This is a genomic window from Ruegeria sp. AM2 (assembly GCF_056540685.1).
Map to the genome: position 1 here is coordinate 81,786 of NZ_JBQFXE010000007.1, position 16,623 is coordinate 98,408.

A 16,623-nucleotide genomic window follows, 5' to 3' on the forward strand; every position below is an offset into this window, starting at 1 on the left:
GTTTGCGGCATCCCCACCCTACGACCAGTGCGATGCACTGAAGGACCGGAATCCACGGACATGATTGAACTTCAAGACGCCACCAAGCGGGTTGGCAATGTCATTCATATCAAGCCTACCAACCTGAAGCTGCAGACTGGCCATTTCAATGTGCTACTGGGGGCTACGGGATCGGGCAAGACCTCGCTGATCAAGATGGTGGCTGGGCTGGACCCGATCGCCTCAGGCAAGGTCTTCATGGATGGGCAGGATGTGACAAAGCTGAATACGCAGAAGCGGCAGATTAGCCTGGTCCACCAGTTCTTTGTGAACTACCCGCATATGACCGTATTCGACAACATCGCCTCACCGCTTCGCGTGGCCGGAATGGCGAAATCCGAGATTGAAGGTCGCGTTGAAGAGGCCGCCGACTTGCTGCAACTGCGACCGATGCTACATCGCCGTCCGCACGAGTTGTCCGGTGGCCAACAACAACGCACCGCCTTGGCCCGTGCGATTGCTAAAGAAAGCCGCGCCGTATTCTTGGACGAGCCGCTGGCCAATCTCGATTACAAATTGCGCGAAGAATTGCGCGAACAGCTTCCCGACCTTTTCGCCGGGCGCGGGGCCGTGGTGGTCTATGCCACGTCCGAGCCCGAAGAGGCGCTGCTGCTGGGCGGCTACACCGCCCTAATGGAGGATGGTCGCGTCACGCAGTTCGGCCCGACAGCAGACATCTATCGCAATCCCGAAAACATCGCCGCCGCGCGTGTGTTCTCGGACCCACCGATCAACGTGGCTCGCATCACGGTTTCAGGCGCACAGGCGCAGCTTGCCGGAGGCGGAGGCTGGGCGGTTCAGAATATGGCTGATGGCGAATACATGGTCGCCGTGCGCCCTCATCGCATCACCCCGATCCGGACATCCGAGGCTGACGTTGAACTGACAGGCCGCGTGATCGTGACCGAGCTGTCGGGATCGGATTCCAGCGCGCATTTCCGGCATGGCTCGGACGACTGGGTGTCTTTGGCGGCAGGGGTTCACCCCTATCAGGTCGGCGAGGATCACAGTTTCTATATGAACCCGGCCCATTGCCGGTATTTCGGCCACGACGGCCAAAGGGTGGCCTGACATGGCACAGATCAAGCTTTCGAACCTGCGACACAGCTATATGCCCACCCCTAAGGGCCCGGATGACTACGCGCTGAAGGAAATCGACGTCACTTGGCGCGATGGCGGAGCCTATGCGCTGCTGGGGCCCTCGGGCTGTGGCAAATCCACCTTGCTGAATATCATCTCGGGCCTTCTGACCCCGTCCGAAGGGCAAATCCTGTTCGATGACCGGGACGTCACCGCCCTGCCCCCCGATCAGCGCAACATTGCGCAGGTGTTTCAGTTTCCGGTGATCTACGACACGATGACTGTGGGCGAAAACCTGGCCTTTCCGCTGAAAAATCGAGGTGTTGCCCCGGCGACGATTAAACGTCGCGTCGATGAGATCGCCGAGATGCTGGACGTCACGGATATGCTGAACACTCGTGCCAGTGGCCTGAGCCCAGACAACAAGCAGAAAATCTCGATGGGGCGCGGTCTGGTCCGTGATGACGTGAACGCGGTGATGTTTGACGAGCCGCTGACCGTGATCGACCCACACCTGAAATGGAAACTGCGGTCCAAGCTGAAAGAACTGCACCAGCGCGTCAAAGCCACGATGATCTATGTGACCCACGACCAGACCGAAGCGCTGACCTTCGCCGACGAAGTCGTTGTCATGCAAGAAGGCGAAGTGGTGCAGATCGGCACCCCGGTTGAACTGTTTGAACGCCCTCAGCACACATTTGTAGGCCATTTCATCGGATCACCCGGCATGAATGTCCTGCCATGTGAAGCAAAGGGCGACCGCGCGGTGTTCGAAGGCCATGAGGTCATGCTGGAAGGCCCCACTCATGGCGACGGAGGCCGCACCGATCTGGGCATCCGCCCGGAATATGTGGGCTTTGGCGATGCTGGCATCCCGGCGCATGTGACCAAAGTGTCCGATATCGGCCGCCACTATGTGGTCAGCGCGATAGTCGGCAATACGAACCTCAAAGCAGTGACCGAACACTCTGTGCCTGAACCGGGCTCACAGGTGTTCCTGCAATTCAAACCAGAACAATCTCGCGTTTACCGCGACGGCTGGATCGCAACCGAGGAGCGCAGCTGATGAGAACAGAAAACCAAAAAGCTTGGTTCTTTGTCCTTCCGGTACTGGCGCTGGTCGCGTTCAATGCACTGGTGCCGATGATGACGGTGGTCAACTACTCGGTGCAGGAAACCTTTGGTAACAACCAGTTCTTCTGGGAAGGACTTGGTTGGTTCGAGCAAATCCTGCGTTCGGATCGCTTCCAGGCCGCGTTGGGACGGCAGTTCCTGTTCACCTTCCTGATCCTGCTGATCGAGGTGCCCTTGGGCATCATCGTGGCGCTTTCGATGCCCCGCAAAGGCTTCTGGGTGCCGGTCTGTCTGGTCCTGATGGCCCTGCCGATGCTGATCCCGTGGAACGTGGTCGGCTCAATGTGGAACATCTTTACCCTGCCTAAAATCGGCCTGCTGGGCTACTTCCTGAATGATGTTCTGGGCATCAACTATGACATGACACAACAGCCCTTGTCGGCCTGGATCACCGTCATCGTCATGGATGTCTGGCACTGGACCTCGCTGGTGGTGCTGCTGTGCTATGCGGGTCTCGTGTCTATTCCGGATGCTTACTACCAAGCCGCAAAGATCGATGGCGCTAGCCCGTGGTCCGTGTTCCGCTATATCCAACTGCCCAAGATGAAAACTGTACTGACCATCGCCATTCTGTTGCGCTTTATGGACAGTTTCAACATTTATACCGAGCCCTTCGTTCTGACGGGCGGTGGCCCCGGCAACTCAACCACCCTGTTGTCGATCGACCTTGTGAAGATCGCGCTGGGACAGTTCGACCTCGGCCCTGCGGCCGCAATGAGCCTGATCTACTTCGCCATCACGCTGCTGGTCAGCTGGGTCTTCTACACTCTGATGACAAGGGATGACGCGCAATGAAGAAGCGGTCCCTCATCCCGATCCTCTATATCGCGTTCCTGATGCTGCCGATCTATTGGCTGGTGGCAATGTCCTTCAAGACAACGAACGAGATCTTGTCGGGCTTTTCCCTGTTTCCCCAGACCTTCACTTTGGAGAACTACATCACCATTTTCACCGACCCGACATGGTATTGGGGATATATAAACTCGATCTTTTACGTGACGCTGAACACGGTACTGTCGGTCTGTGTTGCTTTGCCTGCGGCGTATGCGTTTTCGCGCTACAGGTTCTTGGGTGACAAGCAGCTGTTCTTTTGGCTGCTGACCAACCGGATGGCACCGGCGGCGGTGTTTGCGCTGCCCTTCTTCCAGCTCTATTCCTCGATCGGGTTGTTCGACACGCATCTGGCCGTTGCGTTGGCGCATACATTGTTCAACGTGCCGCTGGCGGTGTGGATTCTGGAAGGTTTCATGCGCGGCATCCCGAAAGAGCTGGACGAAACCGCCTATGTGGACGGTTATTCCTTCCCGCGCTTCTTCGTGACGATCTTCTTGCCCAACATCAAGGCAGGTGTCGGCGTCGCGGCCTTCTTCTGCTTCATGTTCTCGTGGGTTGAGATGCTGCTGGCCAAAACCCTGACCGCGGTCGAGGCGAAACCCATCGCCGCCGTGATGACCCGCACCGCCTCGAGCGCGGGGTATGAGCTGGGTCTGTTGGCAGCCGCCGGAACCCTGACCATCATCCCCGGCGCCATCGTCATCTGGTTTGTCCGCAACTACATCGCGCGCGGTTTCGCGATGGGACGTGTGTGAGGTTCGATATGCGTAAACTTCTTGTCACTCTGCCGTTCCTGCCTTCAGTGGCCTATGCCCAACAGGCCGGTTGGGGCAGTGTCGGCCAACAAGAGGAAAAAGGGTTCTCGTGGACCGCTCCTTTGTGGCCGGATTTCTGGATGGCATGGACCCCGGCAACACTGGCAGTGTTCATCGGTATCTTTTCGGCCATCGCCCTAATTGGCTTGCTGGAAGGGTTCAAATTCCGGGACGGGATCGAGCGGCGCGGCGTGCTGGGGCTGATCACCACGCTAGGGGATCGGTTGTTCATCACCTTGCTGGGCTCGACCTATATCTTCTTGGCCTGGCTCGGGCTGGTGGGCCAACCTGTTTGGACGCCTCTTTTCCTATCCATCGGTTGGGGAGTCTTCGTCTTCTGGAAAGTTTAGACTTTGCGAAACTGCGAAAGGATGCTTGTCTGTCAGGCATACTACAATATGGCGACACCGAGACCGATGCGAAAGAAAAAGACAACAAATCTTCTGACCGATGTGGAACTTGAGTTCATGAACGAACTCTGGGCGCTTGGTCAGGGCTCGGTCCGTGAAGTCCTTGATCGCCTGCCGCCTGATCGCAATCTAGCCTACACTTCCGGAGCCACAATTTTGCGGATTCTTGATGAAAAGGGCTTTGTCGAAAGCGAGAAGAAAGGCAAGTCGCTGGTCTACAGACCGCTTCTGGAGAAGGACAGGTATCAGTCGCGGTCGTTGCAGAATTTGTCCCGGACCCTGTTTGACGACACGCCCGCAACTCTGGTTGCAAGGCTGGTCGACGATGAGGGGCTCACAGAAGATGATCTAGAGGAGATTCGAGCACTGGTAGAGAGGAGACTGCAAAATGACAGCGGTTAAACCGGTTCTCGACGCATTTCTCGAGTTCAACGTTGTGCTTGGATTTTCGGCGCTGATCTGGCTGGTCGTGCGCGGGGCCCTTGCGGTGACGCCCATGCGGTACGGCTTTGTTGCTCAGCTTCGTTCGCTCAAGATACTTTGCATCGGCGTTATGCTCAGCCCAGTTCTGGCGATGGGTGTTTCTGGTTTTGTCGCTCAGGTATGGCCTGGACGTGTTGTCGCGCTGGGGGATATTGCGGTGGCGGCCTATCTGCGCGGCGAAATCGCCATGCCGGCCGCGCAATTCGAAACCCTTTTGAATACGCGCGAACGCTGGCTCGACTATGTCTTGTCAGGCGGCTCTGTCTTCGTGACTTGCGCGTTGATTGCGCTGGTTCTTCTATCGGCTGTTCTGGCAATTCGGGTTGTCCGCAACGCGCTTACAATTCGCAAAGCCGTACGGTCCAGCTTTCTTTGGCGACAGTCGGCAAAGGTGGATATCCGTATCTCGGATCGCGTCACCGTGCCATTTGCGGTGCGCGGCCTTCGTCGACGCCACGTCGTTTTGCCCAGCCATCTGCTGAACTCACCGCGCGATCTGCGCTTTGCTCTGGCGCATGAATTCCAGCATATCCGCGCATTGGACGTGGAATGGGAATTGGGCTTCGAGCTTCTGCGCCCGCTGCTGTTCTGGAACCCGGCCTATTTGGCCATGAAGCATCAGTTCGACCGGCTTCGCGAGTTAGCCTGCGATCAGTCCGTCGTCTCGCGCAAAGGCATTGACGCGACCGACTATACCGCCTGCTTGCTAGAATACTGCACACGTTCGGTGAAGCTGAAGAGCCCTCGTATTCTTCATGTGGCTTTGGTGAACGGGCAGAAAGCAAAGCATGAATTGCGTCAGCGTGTGATTGCCCTGACCGATGCGCCCGTGGCGACCACACAATTGTCGGCGATTTTCTTGGGAATGACGCTTTCTCTGGTTGTTGTACTTGCCATTGGGTCAGCCTCAGTGCGTCAAACTCAGGATTGGAGCCATGATCGTCTGATGCTTTCGACGGTTGTAAATCTGGAACGGCTTGAAGCTCGGAATCAGGGAAATTGATAGACCGAATATTGAGGCCGGCGTGGGTTGGAGAGACGGCCCCACGGGTATTGCTAGCAAGTTGCTCGCAGATTCGGCGTTACAGTGCTGCTGGTTTTCAATGAGTCTGGATTCAAAGTACCGCTATCAACGGCTTAATGCGGGCGCCTGTGTTGCTCGACATCGATTGACCGAGAACGATTTGAAAGCAGCCAATGGTCGTTCCGACCTGCAGAAACGCAGCATTGCTATCTGTAGTTGAAGGTCAGCCATGGGCCGCCTTGCGCAGGCCAATGGCAGCAATCAGAGTATCGACGTCACTCGTGCGCGACGCGGCATTTGTCAGAATGGGCTCAGACTGGCCCAATGCGTCTGCAGCATTTCTCAACCAACAAGCAATCGGGCAACGGCCATTCAAACCGACGATAATATTCAGGCGTCGGCGCGGTGCTGATGTCTGGGCATGGTGGGTGGATTGGAGGGCAAACCATGCCAACAGTCCAACTTCCCGCTGTGACCCCGAAACGTAGAGCCTGGAACAAGGGCCGGATCATCGGCAAGAAACGACCACTGTTGCCGAAACAGGCCTGGGCGATCCGAGCACGGCTCGAACTGGCGGGCAACCTGCGCGATCTTGCGTTGCTCAACGTGGCGATTGATAGCAAGCTTCGTGGATGCGATTTGGTGAAACTGGCCGTCACCGACTTGGTGAGGGATGGTTGCGTTCGCGAAAGGGTGTCCGTAGTCCAGAGCAAAACCAAGCGGCCCGTTCAATTCGAACTCTCCGGAAACACGCGTGATACGATTACCGCGTGGGTCAAATCACCAGAAATGATTGGCTGCCGTTTCATGTTTCCGAGCCGGTTTCATGGCCGCCCACATATCTCAACTCGCCAATATGGCCGACTTGTACGGGATTGGGTGGCTGCGATTGGGTTGGAGCCCAGCGGCTATGGCACCCATTCGCTACGCCGGACCAAGGCTGCGGAGATCTACCGCAAAACCGGAAATCTCAGGGCTGTTCAACTGCTGCTCGGTCACACAAGGATTGACAGCACTGTCAGATATCTTGGTGTCGAACTTGAAGATGCGCTGAGCATTGCCGAACAAATCGACATTTGAACTATGTTGGCGGGCGGCCCTTGCCGTTCGCCAATCCAGACCAGACCTAAGGTCGCACCGCGGCAGTGGTGCGGTTTGAGCCCATTTCAACGAATGCCGTGTCGTGCATGAATGTCCGCTTCCGACGCCGGCAGGGTGCGTTGTACTCCGCGAGTGCGTTGCGAACGGTGGTCTTGGATTTTCTTAACCAGCTGCGAATAGAACCTGTCCTGCACACGCTGGGAAGTTCCATGCAACACAGTTTCGTTGACTTTATCCGGCACGGCGGTGACGGTCATTTCGATCTAACGCAACGGAACGGTCGTCTGGTTGGCTTCCGTGTAGGATTTTCACTCAAATCCACTTTTCCTAGCCACACGGCTTTGCGGGTTGATTTCAGCGAACGTCTCGACCGGGTAATTTCCGAAAACACGCGGATGCTCCTGAACGCGCTGACGCCGCCTGACACGGTACCGACTGTTTCGGCATCCGATTTGCGAGATGTGTCCGATGCAAAGACGGAAGTGCTTAGCGCTTGGGATGCGCGACTTGAGGGCATATTCAGCGAGTATCAAAACCACCCGCAACGGATTAGACCGCTTCGATCGACCATGGAAGAACGCCTTTTGCGGGCCTTTGCTGGGCTGATCAACCAGCTCCGGCAGGAAGACCTCGGGATTGAGCAATATATCTGGCGCTCGCAGGATGATGCTAAGGTGCGTGACAGCCATGCGGCCTATGACGACCGAGTGTTCCGGTGGGACAATCCACCTGAAGGCGGGCACCCCGGCGAAGCACATAATAGTCGTTGCTTTGCCGAGCCGATTTCTCCTGCCGTGTCGAGCAACGTTGTGCTTGCTGATTTCGCGCCGACAGCTGAAATCTTTCCAAACGGCAACAATACAGTTCGACGTCTGGGTAATGGCTTGCTTGCGCGCTCGCCCGCAGGATTGGCAGCATACGCGGCCCTTGAAGCAAGCAACCGGCTTCAAGACTTCCCGCGCGCTGCGAACGAGAGACGTGTGCGCGATGCGGCAGAAATCCTGGGCGCTGATCTGTACACCGTTGAAGGCATCCTGGCCGCCCAAGCCTACGCTATGGCGAAAGAACTTGCCGAGAATGGTTTCTTGTCTGACACACTGGAACGCGGCGACCGGGCGAGAGTAATTGCGGAAGCCATCGGGCTCTATGAAATGGTCCAACCAGGGCTGTTTACATTGCCAAACGAGAATGCGGCTGGGGCAGTAGAGCTTGCACGCCAACTGGCTGCACAAGCTTTGGCGGCTTTGGAGGCAAACCGGCTTACACCTCTGGATGGTGAGTTGGCACAGGGCTGGGTCGAGGTTTTCCCCGAATTGACGGAAGATGAGCGTCGATTGGGGCAATTGCCGGGCTTCACACCGGAACGGATAGAGCAATGGCTTGAAACCTATCCTATTGAAGATTTGGGTTTGCCAAACCACACCGGCTCGCCAATCCCTGATGATCCGACCGACAACATCTTTTCGACACCATTCCCAGAAGAAACCGGGCCGAATATCGTTGCAGTCCGACCAGGTGAGCCGACTCCGATCGATCCTAATTCAGATCGGACGACGCAACGAGGGCATCGACGAGAAAATGAATCTGCCCAGGTTTTGGGGCAAAATGGTTTTGACGTCTTTCAAAATCCAGCGGTCGACGGGCTAAAAAATCCCGACTACCTGATCAACGGAGAGATTTACGATCACTATGTGCCAGATACCGACCGCGTTCGGAACATTTGGAGTACCGTAAAAAAGAAGGTAGAAGACGAACAAACGTTAAACGTGGTCATCGGTCTGCAGGACAGCAATGTAGACGAGGAAGAACTCCGTCAACAGTTTGTGGATTGGCCAATTGAGGGGCTTGGGGACGTGATTATCGTGCGTCCAGATGGAACAATTGGGAAGCTGTGATGGCGATCAACTATAATATTCATACTGACTTGGAACTGGACGACCTGCAACAGCGGCTTGACGCTCATGCACGAAATGTCGGCGGACTTTGGGAACTTTGGAAAGCAGGTGACGATCTGGGTCCATTCCATGAGGAGATCATGGAAGAATACGGCATCGTTAAAGGTTTCAAAACCTATGTCTGGACACGCCATTCAAAGGATCAAAGCGTGGCCGCACTTGCAAAACTGATGGACTTTTACAGCTCCTTACCCGGGCGTAAACTCATCCGCAAGGATGATACCTTCGTCGATTTCCGGGAGGGCTGAGAGCAAGGGCAGTCATTGGTCCATTTGCAGCGAAAGCCCACTTTGTCCGCGTCAATCTTGTCCGTAGATCGTGCGGCGAATGTACGGTTCGGGCAAGACCGCCAAAATCACTTGGCAAAGCCCGCGTCTTTTCTGCTCATGTTGTTCCCGGAATCATTGGCAGCAGCAGTACGCGCCAAGTTGGCTCGGTCACCCTCTCTATCGATTGAGACAGTGCATATCGAACCAAAACGGAAAGCTCTGCGTCCGAGGGCAATTTGGGTCGAGCCATAGCCTTCTTCTCCCGAAACTTCTGGTTACCATCAAGTAGGGCATTTCCAAGTTATCAGCGGAGTCAAATTGAGGCGGTAGACTGACCATAAATTCTGATTTGTAGCCAGCCCGGAGGAAGCGGACGCAAGGTGTATCAAGTAAGTCGTTGAATTTAGCCGTTCCAAATGTTTGCAACTCATCCGATTGCTAAAAATATACCTCTGAAACTCAGGCGCTTGAATCATGAAACCGAGATACTGGCAACGAATTAAGTGGGTCCATAACCTAAGGACGTATCTGCCACGGGGCCCAGATACGGATGCGAGGCAAGGTCACTTTGGTTGGATAACCCTCTGTCAGGTGGAAAGCAGTTTTGAAAACTTGTCCGCCCCAGCCTTCAAAACCGGCAAAAACGCAATTAACCCTGTCAGGTTATAGCGTTGCGTTGGCGCGTGTACCGAGAGCGTTGCGACCAGCCTGTTACCTGCATCAATGACCGGAACGGCAACAGCGGTCATGTCTGTCATGAATTCTTCGTTGTCCGTTGAATACCCCATGCGGGTAATCTGCGCGATTTCGGCACGCAAGGCCTCCTGATCCGTCAGAGTGCGCCCGGTGTTGGCCGGCAATATACCTGCCGACAAATACCCATCCAGCACGTTTTGTCTTAGCGTCGACAGGTACATTTTTCCGCTCGCGGTGCAGTGAAACGGCACTTGGGAACCAATAGGCAGTTGGATGCGCAAAGGCCATTTTGTTTCAACGCGGTCGAGATAGATCATGCCTTCCCGATCTGGTATCGCAAGATTGCAGGTTTCGCCGATCGCATCTGCCACCCCCCGCAGGATTGCAAGGCGTGCGGTGCGCAGATGCTCGGACGACACAGTGTTTACCGCAAGCTGCCGTAGACGCGTTCCGGGACCGTAGGATCGGCCATCGAGATCGCGCTGCAGAAACCCTTCGGCCTCGGCAGTTTGCAGCAGGCGGTGGACGGTCGGTTTTGCCAAGCCCAGCGTCTCGATCAGATCCGACGGCCTTACCGCAACCCCCCGCCGTGCAACTTCTTCCAGGATCACGAGCAGACGCAAGTTTGTCGGGATTTGAGACTCTTTCTCTTGTGCATCCGTGTGGGCCATCCCGCTACATTCTAGTTGTTTGGCAGTAGGATCAAGGCCAGATCGGGCACCAGCGACACTAATATCCAGACCGACAACAGAGCTGCCAGATAGGGCACCGTATACCGCAATAGTCGGAAATAAGGCACACCGGTCACACCTGATGCCACATACAGATTCAGCCCATAGGGCGGGGTAATGAACCCAATGGAGGCCCCAACCAGAAAAATCACCGAGAAATGAATCGGGTCAACACCGACCGAGGCGGCAATTGGGGCCAGGATCGGCGCAAGGATGATCGTCACGGGCAGGCTTTCCAGTACCATGCCGGAAAAGAACACGATCACCATCGAGGTAAAGAGCACGGCATGGTATCCACCCATCGAAGTGACGAAATCACCAATCGTCTGCTGCGCCCCAAGCAACGACAGGATTTGCTGCATCACGACCGACACAGCGATCAAAGGAGCAAGGATACCGGTGATCTGCGCCGAGCGGATCACGATCGAAGGTATCTCTGGGATGGTGAATCCTTCGACCACAAACATCTCGGCATAGGTTTTCTCGGTCGGCGGAATGTTGTTGCGCGCGCCCATGATGCGGTTGATCGGATAGCTGACCAGCCCGGCAATCACGCAGAAGCCAACGGTCACGCCGGCGGCTTCGGTGGGTGAAAACTTGCCAGTGTAGATGCCCCATAGGACCAGCCCGATGGCGAAGAACCCAAGCCACGCGCCAAAGGCGGTTTTCAGGATACGATTCAGTTGCAGCGGGATCAGGTAGCCCCAGCCATTCATGCGGCAGATGATCCAACAGGCTAGTTGCATGCCGATAACCATCAGCGCGCCGGGCAGAATACCGGCCACGAAAAGTTCGGAGATTGGCAGGTTCATCAGGAACCCGTAGACGATGAAAATGATCGAAGGGGGGATGATGATCCCGACCGTGCCGCCCGCCGCAGCGGTGGCGGCGCTGAACCGTTCGTCATAGCCGCCCTTGACCATTTCAGGGTGCAGCATCGATCCGATTGTTGCCGTTGTGGCCGAGTTCGATCCCGAAATCGCCGCGAACAATCCGCACGCCCCCAGCGAGGCCATGGCCAACCCGCCGCGTATCCAACCCAGACAAGCATAGGCAAAATCGCTGAGCCTGCGGGCGATACCGGATTTGTTGATCAGGTCACCGGTCAGGATGAACAATGGCATCGCCAAAAGGGCAAAACCCTTGTTGAACACGTTCAGAAGCTCGGCCCCCATATTGTCCAAGGTCAGGCCCAGGACAAAGGAACAACCGATCACCCAATAGCTGATGACCAGCAGGACCGGCACGCCCAGCATGAACAGAAATGTGACCCCTATCGAGATCAGAGTTACCCAGGTTCCGTCCGCCATCAGTCCGACCCTATCACCGCCTGCTGCAGCAGCGGCTCTCCTGTTTTCCAGTTTCTGAAATCATCGGCCAAGTTCTGAAACACCCGCCCGACCATCAGAAAGAACGACAGCGGCGCGGCCAGCAGGAACCACCATTGCATGATGTTGTCCGTGCCCAGCACGATCTGAAAGTTCGAGGCCGACAGCGCCACCAGACGGGTCGTCGTCACGATGACAATCACAGCGAAAATGAACCACAGGACCGCATCCAAAATCAGGCAGGACAATTGCGCCCCGCGCGGCATCGCGGTGCGGAACTCGGAAAAGCTCAGATGGGTGCGCAGGCGCACGTTGTAGGACGCCCCGAACCAGGCCATTACCATGAACAAAAGCGGCGGGATGGTTGTCGACCAGGGCTCCTGATCATTGAACACAAACCGGTCGATGACGCCCCAGAAGATGATCAGCGCGATGGCCAGATAGGAATACACCATGACCGAGCGTTCCAGGTGGCGCTCGATGAACGGCACTTTGCGGTAGATCATCATGATCAGCAATCCGCCAAGCGCCGCGACGACCACGCCGACCACCCAGGCGGCGTCCGACCGCAGCGCGGTTTGAATCTCGAACGAATCCCGGCTGAGTAAGGCGCTGAAAATCGCGCCGATATCTGCCCACAACGACATGAACCCCGTCCTCCCAGTCGGTGTTTGGTGGAACCGGCCCGCGAAAGGGCCGGTTCGTTCTGCTTGATCAGGCTGTGCCCATCCACCACCGGCGGGGTTCGACATTCTCGGGCAGCATGTCTGCCGGAATCTCGCGCGCGATGTCGTAGATTTCCTGATAGGTATCGATGCCGCCCGCCCAGTTGTTCAGACGCTCACGCCACTGCGCCCAAGGTTCGGGGTTGTAGTTCGGCGCACACATTTCCTCGGCCAGTTTGATCTGATCATCCGCAAGGAATGCAGCGCGTACACCGTTTTCAGCGAAGATCGTGTTTGGCAGTTGTGGGTCCGAGAAACCAACAGTGTTCAACAATGCCGCCTCGTTCGCGCCCTGAATCAAGGCCTGCGTGAAATACGAGGATTCCATCACTGCATCCTGCAGCTCACCGCTCAGACCATCAAACACCTTGGCTGACATCGAAGTATGCTCGGTGCCGCAGAAGAACTTGAGGTTCACCGATTGCGACACAACAGGGGCCATGTTTGCGTAAGCCACGGCTGAGGCCCAAGTCTCGGCCCCGTCGATCAGGCCGGTTTTCAGCGCATCCAACGTTTCTTCCCACGCGACGGGCACGGGGTTGAGGTTCAGCAGCTGCATTGCAATCCGACCCAATTGTGTTCCGGTGACGCGGTTCTTTGTTCCGAACAGTTCTTCCAGCTTTGTCACAGTCGGTTTGTCCGAAAAGGTCGAACCCATCTGAAGTCCGCGCAGTTCGCAATGCGTGAACAGGAACTTCAGCCCGTGACGCTTCTCGAGGGGGTCACGCAAGATACGCTGACTCTCCGGGCTGTAGAAGAAATGATACTGCGCGGCACGGCTGGGGAACATGTACGCATAGTCCAGCACGTTCAGATATGGTGCACCACCCGCCGAGTTCTGGGTTGAGGCGGCATAGATATCGACGATTCCCTGCTGAGTCTTTTCGACACAGCTCAGCTGACCGCAGATCTGATTGTCACCGATGAACTCGATGCGAATCTCACCATCGGTGCGTTCCTCAAGGTCGCGGGCGAACTCGATGGCCCCGGCCCGTTCGATCAGCAGGTTGCGGGTGTTGAATCCTGCCGCACCGAATTTCAGCGTGTGTTTGGGCTCTTTCGAGAACCTTTTTTCGTAATTTGATTCAGCGGCTTGGGCCAAGTTTGCCAAGCTCATCGCGCCGCCGAACCCACCTGCTGCCAGCAGGGTCGAGCTCATGCCATAGCGCCCGGCCACGCGGAAGAAATCCCGCCGTGAAATGCCACTCAGTTTCCGTCCGATCTCCATTGCTATCCTCCCGTATCGCAATTATTGAGACGTTTTGTATCAAAAAAGGCTAGTATAGTTCTTGCAATTTGCATAGAGTTTTTTGACGGCTTTGGGAGGAGACGGTCATGGAGGTGGATTATGCGGTTGTCGGCGCGGGGTCTTCCGGCTGCGTCATTGCCAATCGTCTGAGCGCCGATCCCAGTACCAAAGTCGCCCTGCTTGAGGCTGGTGGACCGGACACGAATCCTTGGATTCACATCCCGGTCGGATACTTCAAAACCATGCACAACCCGACGGTCGACTGGTGCTATCGCACCGAGCCCGACCCTGGACTGAACGGACGCGCGATCGACTGGCCGCGCGGGAAGGTTCTGGGCGGGTCATCGTCGCTGAACGGTCTGCTTTACGTGCGTGGCCAGAAAGAGGATTACGACCGCTGGCGTCAGATGGGCAATCTCGGCTGGGGGTGGGATGATGTGCTGCCCCTGTTCAAGCGCAGCGAAGATCAGGAACGCGGCGAGGATGCCTTTCACGGCACGGGCGGCCCGCTTTCAGTGTCGAATATGCGCATACAACGACCGATCTGCGACGCCTGGGTCGCTGCAGCGCAGACAGCGGGTTATCCCTTTAACCCCGACTACAACGGTGCAGATCAGGAAGGCGTGGGCTACTTCCAACTGACCACGCGCAATGGGCGCCGCTGCAGCGCGGCGGTTGCTTATCTGAAACCGGTCCGGCACCGGGACAATCTGAACATTATCACCCACGCGCTTGTAACGCGCGTCGTGCTTGACGGGAAAAAGGCAATCGGGCTGGAATATCGCGACCTGTCCGGCGCGATGCAGAAAATCACCGTTCGCCGAGAGATCATCCTGTCCGGCGGTGCAATCAACTCTCCGCAGGTTTTGATGCTATCTGGCATCGGTGATCCCGATCACCTTAAGGAAAACGGGATTGAGCCTGTTCACTCTCTGCCTCGTGTTGGCAAAGGGTTACAGGATCATTTGCAGGCGCGCCTTGTATTCAAATGCAACGAGCCAACGTTGAATGACGAGGTGCGCAGCCTATTCAATCAGGCCCGGATTGCGCTGAAATACGCTTTGTTCCGCGCGGGCCCCATGACGATGGCAGCAAGTCTTGCGACCGGGTTTTTGAAAACCCGCCCCGACGTTCAGACGCCCGACATTCAGTTCCACGTCCAGCCGTGGTCTGCGGACAGCCCTGGCGAAGGGGTGCACCCTTTTTCGGCCTTTACGATGTCGGTTTGCCAACTGCGTCCCGAAAGCCGGGGCGAGCTGCAATTGGACGGCCCGGACCCCTCCGAATATGTCAAAATCGTCCCGAATTATCTGTCGACGGAAACCGATTGCCGAACCATCGTCGATGGCGTGAACATCGCCCGGAAGATCGCGAGGCATAACCCGTTGGCGTCAAAAATCTCGGAAGAGTTCCGCCCTGATGCGCAACTGTCAGACGATGACTTTGAAGGCACGCTGGATTGGGCGCGGTCGAATTCGGTTTCGATTTATCATCCAACAGGCACCTGTGCGATGGGTACATCGCAGAACGCAGTCGTCGACCCCGCCCTGAAGGTCAATGGAATCGGAAACCTGCGCGTTGCCGACTGTTCGATCATGCCCGAGATTGTCAGCGGGAACACCAACGCTCCTGCGATCATGATCGGGGAAAAGGCAAGTGATCTGGTCAAAGCGGATCTCTGACCACACGGCAGGCGCGATCCCGCGAGACAGGTGATCAATATCTTAGGTTCTGGACCCATTGATTTGGTTGTCGGCATCCCGTCCACATTATTCAAGCGCCTGAGGTTCAGGGGGTGCATAATGAGTAGTCTATTCTGGTTGATCGACGATCAGATATCGCGGCTTCGGCCCTACCTTCCGAAGAGCCATGGCCAGCCGAGGGTTGACGACTGGTATGCTCTGAGTGGGACTATTTTCATCAATCGCAATGGGTTGCGGTGGACGGGTGCGCCTTGCGAATGAGGGTCGCCGAAAACGCTCTACAACCGCTGGAACCGATGGAGCGCTATGGGTGTATTAGCTCGGAACATGAACGGGCTGGCTGCCGAAGACGCCGATCACAAAACCATAATAAATCCCTCTCATCGAAACTGCGATTTGACTTCTGGGCAGTGGACGCGACCTACCTCAAAGCGCACCGCACAGCCTCCAGCCTGCGGCTTAAAAAGAGAGGGAGGCGGCAGACTGATCGGACGCGCCAAGCGTGGCATGAATACGAAATTGCACGCCGTTATTAACAGCCTCGGACGCCCCATCCGCCTCTTCATATCCGCTGAGCAGGTTAGCGACTACACAGGGGCCAGGGCTCTGGTGAGCACTCTGTCATCGGTTGAGTGGCAGCTGCGAGATCGAGGCTATGACACGGGCTGGTTCCGCAAAGCCCTTAATGACAGGAGGATTAGGCCTTGCATCCCAGGTCGCAAGTTGCGCGACAAGCCTGCCCGCTACGACGGACGCCCGAAGGTCTTCCTGACGGCCATCGCACTCGCGGCTACCGTTCTATTCTGGCTGAAAATCAATGAGTCTGAAGCCTAGATTTTGTGTCGCAAGCTTTTGACCGAGGTTGACGAAACCACATGATCCGCAAAGGCCCTACTGCCAGATGCAAAGTACGGGTTATGATCCGAAACGTTACGTCCTAAACAGTGTTTACCATAAATGGATAGATAGACGAATGGGCACTCTTTATGTTTGTAAAGGTAAGGTAGGGAAAGGGGCTTTCGTGCTTTCCCATTCAGTTCCCAATTG

At 56.2% G+C, this 16,623-nt stretch carries 15 protein-coding genes and 1 pseudogene; 12 read left to right on the plus strand and 4 right to left on the minus strand.

Translation table 11 applies throughout. From position 1 onward, the window contains the following. Positions 1–60: 60 nt before the first annotated feature. From ACR0CR_RS13890 to ACR0CR_RS13935, 10 genes are all read left to right on the plus strand, one after another. Positions 61–1,110 carry an ABC transporter ATP-binding protein gene (locus ACR0CR_RS13890; protein ID WP_480600006.1) on the plus strand — a complete coding sequence of 350 codons (1,050 nt, stop codon included), beginning with the start codon at positions 61–63 and terminating at the stop codon, positions 1,108–1,110. A 1-nt stretch (position 1,111) separates the two neighbouring features. Further along, positions 1,112–2,185, plus strand: coding sequence for an ABC transporter ATP-binding protein (locus ACR0CR_RS13895; RefSeq protein WP_480600008.1), 1,074 nt, complete (start codon positions 1,112–1,114; stop codon positions 2,183–2,185). Next, positions 2,185–3,048, plus strand: coding sequence for a carbohydrate ABC transporter permease (locus tag ACR0CR_RS13900; protein ID WP_480600010.1), 864 nt, complete (start codon positions 2,185–2,187; stop codon positions 3,046–3,048). The genes ACR0CR_RS13895 and ACR0CR_RS13900 overlap by 1 nt, the downstream gene beginning before the upstream one ends. Further along, on the plus strand, positions 3,045–3,842 hold the full coding sequence (locus ACR0CR_RS13905; protein WP_480600012.1) for a carbohydrate ABC transporter permease: 798 nt from the start codon (positions 3,045–3,047) through the stop codon (positions 3,840–3,842). The genes ACR0CR_RS13900 and ACR0CR_RS13905 overlap by 4 nt, the downstream gene beginning before the upstream one ends. 8 nt (positions 3,843–3,850) lie before the next feature. Next, positions 3,851–4,252, plus strand: a complete 402-nt coding sequence (locus ACR0CR_RS13910; RefSeq protein WP_480600014.1) for a DUF2160 domain-containing protein — start codon at positions 3,851–3,853, stop codon at positions 4,250–4,252. 66 nt (positions 4,253–4,318) lie between these two features. Next, positions 4,319–4,714, plus strand: coding sequence for a BlaI/MecI/CopY family transcriptional regulator (locus ACR0CR_RS13915; RefSeq protein WP_480600161.1), 396 nt, complete (start codon positions 4,319–4,321; stop codon positions 4,712–4,714). After that, a complete protein-coding gene (locus ACR0CR_RS13920) occupies positions 4,701–5,798 on the plus strand; it encodes a M56 family metallopeptidase (RefSeq protein WP_480600016.1) in 1,098 nt (365 codons plus the stop codon). Before ACR0CR_RS13915 ends, ACR0CR_RS13920 begins: the two co-directional genes overlap by 14 nt. Positions 5,799–6,266: 468 nt before the next feature. Next, positions 6,267–6,899 (plus strand): tyrosine-type recombinase/integrase, encoded by a 633-nt coding sequence (locus ACR0CR_RS13925; RefSeq protein ID WP_480600017.1) that lies wholly within the window; start codon positions 6,267–6,269, stop codon positions 6,897–6,899. 590 nt (positions 6,900–7,489) lie between these two features. Beyond that, positions 7,490–8,815, plus strand: coding sequence for a CdiA C-terminal domain-containing protein (locus ACR0CR_RS13930; protein ID WP_480600163.1), 1,326 nt, complete (start codon positions 7,490–7,492; stop codon positions 8,813–8,815). Continuing rightward, positions 8,815–9,123 (plus strand): hypothetical protein, encoded by a 309-nt coding sequence (locus ACR0CR_RS13935; RefSeq protein WP_480600019.1) that lies wholly within the window; start codon positions 8,815–8,817, stop codon positions 9,121–9,123. Before ACR0CR_RS13930 ends, ACR0CR_RS13935 begins: the two co-directional genes overlap by 1 nt. Before the next feature lie 608 nt (positions 9,124–9,731). Here the strand turns inward: ACR0CR_RS13935 and ACR0CR_RS13940 are convergent. The 4 genes from ACR0CR_RS13940 to ACR0CR_RS13955 form a co-directional block, all read right to left on the minus strand. Continuing rightward, positions 9,732–10,511: an IclR family transcriptional regulator gene (locus tag ACR0CR_RS13940; RefSeq protein ID WP_480600021.1), complete on the minus strand. Its 780-nt coding sequence runs from the start codon at positions 10,509–10,511 to the stop codon at positions 9,732–9,734. Between the two features lie 11 nt (positions 10,512–10,522). Next, positions 10,523–11,881, minus strand: coding sequence for a TRAP transporter large permease (locus ACR0CR_RS13945; RefSeq protein WP_480600023.1), 1,359 nt, complete (start codon positions 11,879–11,881; stop codon positions 10,523–10,525). Then, a complete protein-coding gene (locus ACR0CR_RS13950; RefSeq protein WP_480600025.1) occupies positions 11,881–12,546 on the minus strand; it encodes a TRAP transporter small permease in 666 nt (221 codons plus the stop codon). The genes ACR0CR_RS13945 and ACR0CR_RS13950 overlap by 1 nt, the downstream gene beginning before the upstream one ends. Before the next feature lie 67 nt (positions 12,547–12,613). Then, positions 12,614–13,852: a TRAP transporter substrate-binding protein gene (locus ACR0CR_RS13955; RefSeq protein WP_480600027.1), complete on the minus strand. Its 1,239-nt coding sequence runs from the start codon at positions 13,850–13,852 to the stop codon at positions 12,614–12,616. A gap of 107 nt (positions 13,853–13,959) precedes the next feature. Here ACR0CR_RS13955 and ACR0CR_RS13960 point away from each other — a divergent pair, with 107 nt between their 5' ends. Together ACR0CR_RS13960 and ACR0CR_RS13965 are read left to right on the plus strand one after the other, a co-directional pair. Next, on the plus strand, positions 13,960–15,555 hold the full coding sequence (locus ACR0CR_RS13960; RefSeq protein WP_480600029.1) for a GMC family oxidoreductase: 1,596 nt from the start codon (positions 13,960–13,962) through the stop codon (positions 15,553–15,555). A 120-nt stretch (positions 15,556–15,675) separates the two neighbouring features. Beyond that, positions 15,676–16,410 (plus strand): annotated as a pseudogene (locus ACR0CR_RS13965) (IS5 family transposase). Positions 16,411–16,623: the final 213 nt, after the last annotated feature.

What these genes read in the sequence shown, in the direction of transcription:
- ACR0CR_RS13890 (WP_480600006.1), top strand. Translation starts at nt 61, where the DNA reads ATGATTGAACTTCAAGACGCCACCAAGCGGGTTGGCAATGTCATTCAT.
- ACR0CR_RS13895 (WP_480600008.1), top strand. Translation starts at nt 1,112, where the DNA reads ATGGCACAGATCAAGCTTTCGAACCTGCGACACAGCTATATGCCCACC.
- ACR0CR_RS13900 (WP_480600010.1), top strand. Translation starts at nt 2,185, where the DNA reads ATGAGAACAGAAAACCAAAAAGCTTGGTTCTTTGTCCTTCCGGTACTG.
- ACR0CR_RS13905 (WP_480600012.1), top strand. Translation starts at nt 3,045, where the DNA reads ATGAAGAAGCGGTCCCTCATCCCGATCCTCTATATCGCGTTCCTGATG.
- ACR0CR_RS13910 (WP_480600014.1), top strand. Translation starts at nt 3,851, where the DNA reads ATGCGTAAACTTCTTGTCACTCTGCCGTTCCTGCCTTCAGTGGCCTAT.
- ACR0CR_RS13915 (WP_480600161.1), top strand. Translation starts at nt 4,319, where the DNA reads ATGCGAAAGAAAAAGACAACAAATCTTCTGACCGATGTGGAACTTGAG.
- ACR0CR_RS13920 (WP_480600016.1), top strand. Translation starts at nt 4,701, where the DNA reads ATGACAGCGGTTAAACCGGTTCTCGACGCATTTCTCGAGTTCAACGTT.
- ACR0CR_RS13925 (WP_480600017.1), top strand. Translation starts at nt 6,267, where the DNA reads ATGCCAACAGTCCAACTTCCCGCTGTGACCCCGAAACGTAGAGCCTGG.
- ACR0CR_RS13930 (WP_480600163.1), top strand. Translation starts at nt 7,490, where the DNA reads ATGGAAGAACGCCTTTTGCGGGCCTTTGCTGGGCTGATCAACCAGCTC.
- ACR0CR_RS13935 (WP_480600019.1), top strand. Translation starts at nt 8,815, where the DNA reads ATGGCGATCAACTATAATATTCATACTGACTTGGAACTGGACGACCTG.
- ACR0CR_RS13940 (WP_480600021.1), bottom strand. Translation starts at nt 10,511, where the DNA reads ATGGCCCACACGGATGCACAAGAGAAAGAGTCTCAAATCCCGACAAAC.
- ACR0CR_RS13945 (WP_480600023.1), bottom strand. Translation starts at nt 11,881, where the DNA reads ATGGCGGACGGAACCTGGGTAACTCTGATCTCGATAGGGGTCACATTT.
- ACR0CR_RS13950 (WP_480600025.1), bottom strand. Translation starts at nt 12,546, where the DNA reads ATGTCGTTGTGGGCAGATATCGGCGCGATTTTCAGCGCCTTACTCAGC.
- ACR0CR_RS13955 (WP_480600027.1), bottom strand. Translation starts at nt 13,852, where the DNA reads ATGGAGATCGGACGGAAACTGAGTGGCATTTCACGGCGGGATTTCTTC.
- ACR0CR_RS13960 (WP_480600029.1), top strand. Translation starts at nt 13,960, where the DNA reads ATGGAGGTGGATTATGCGGTTGTCGGCGCGGGGTCTTCCGGCTGCGTC.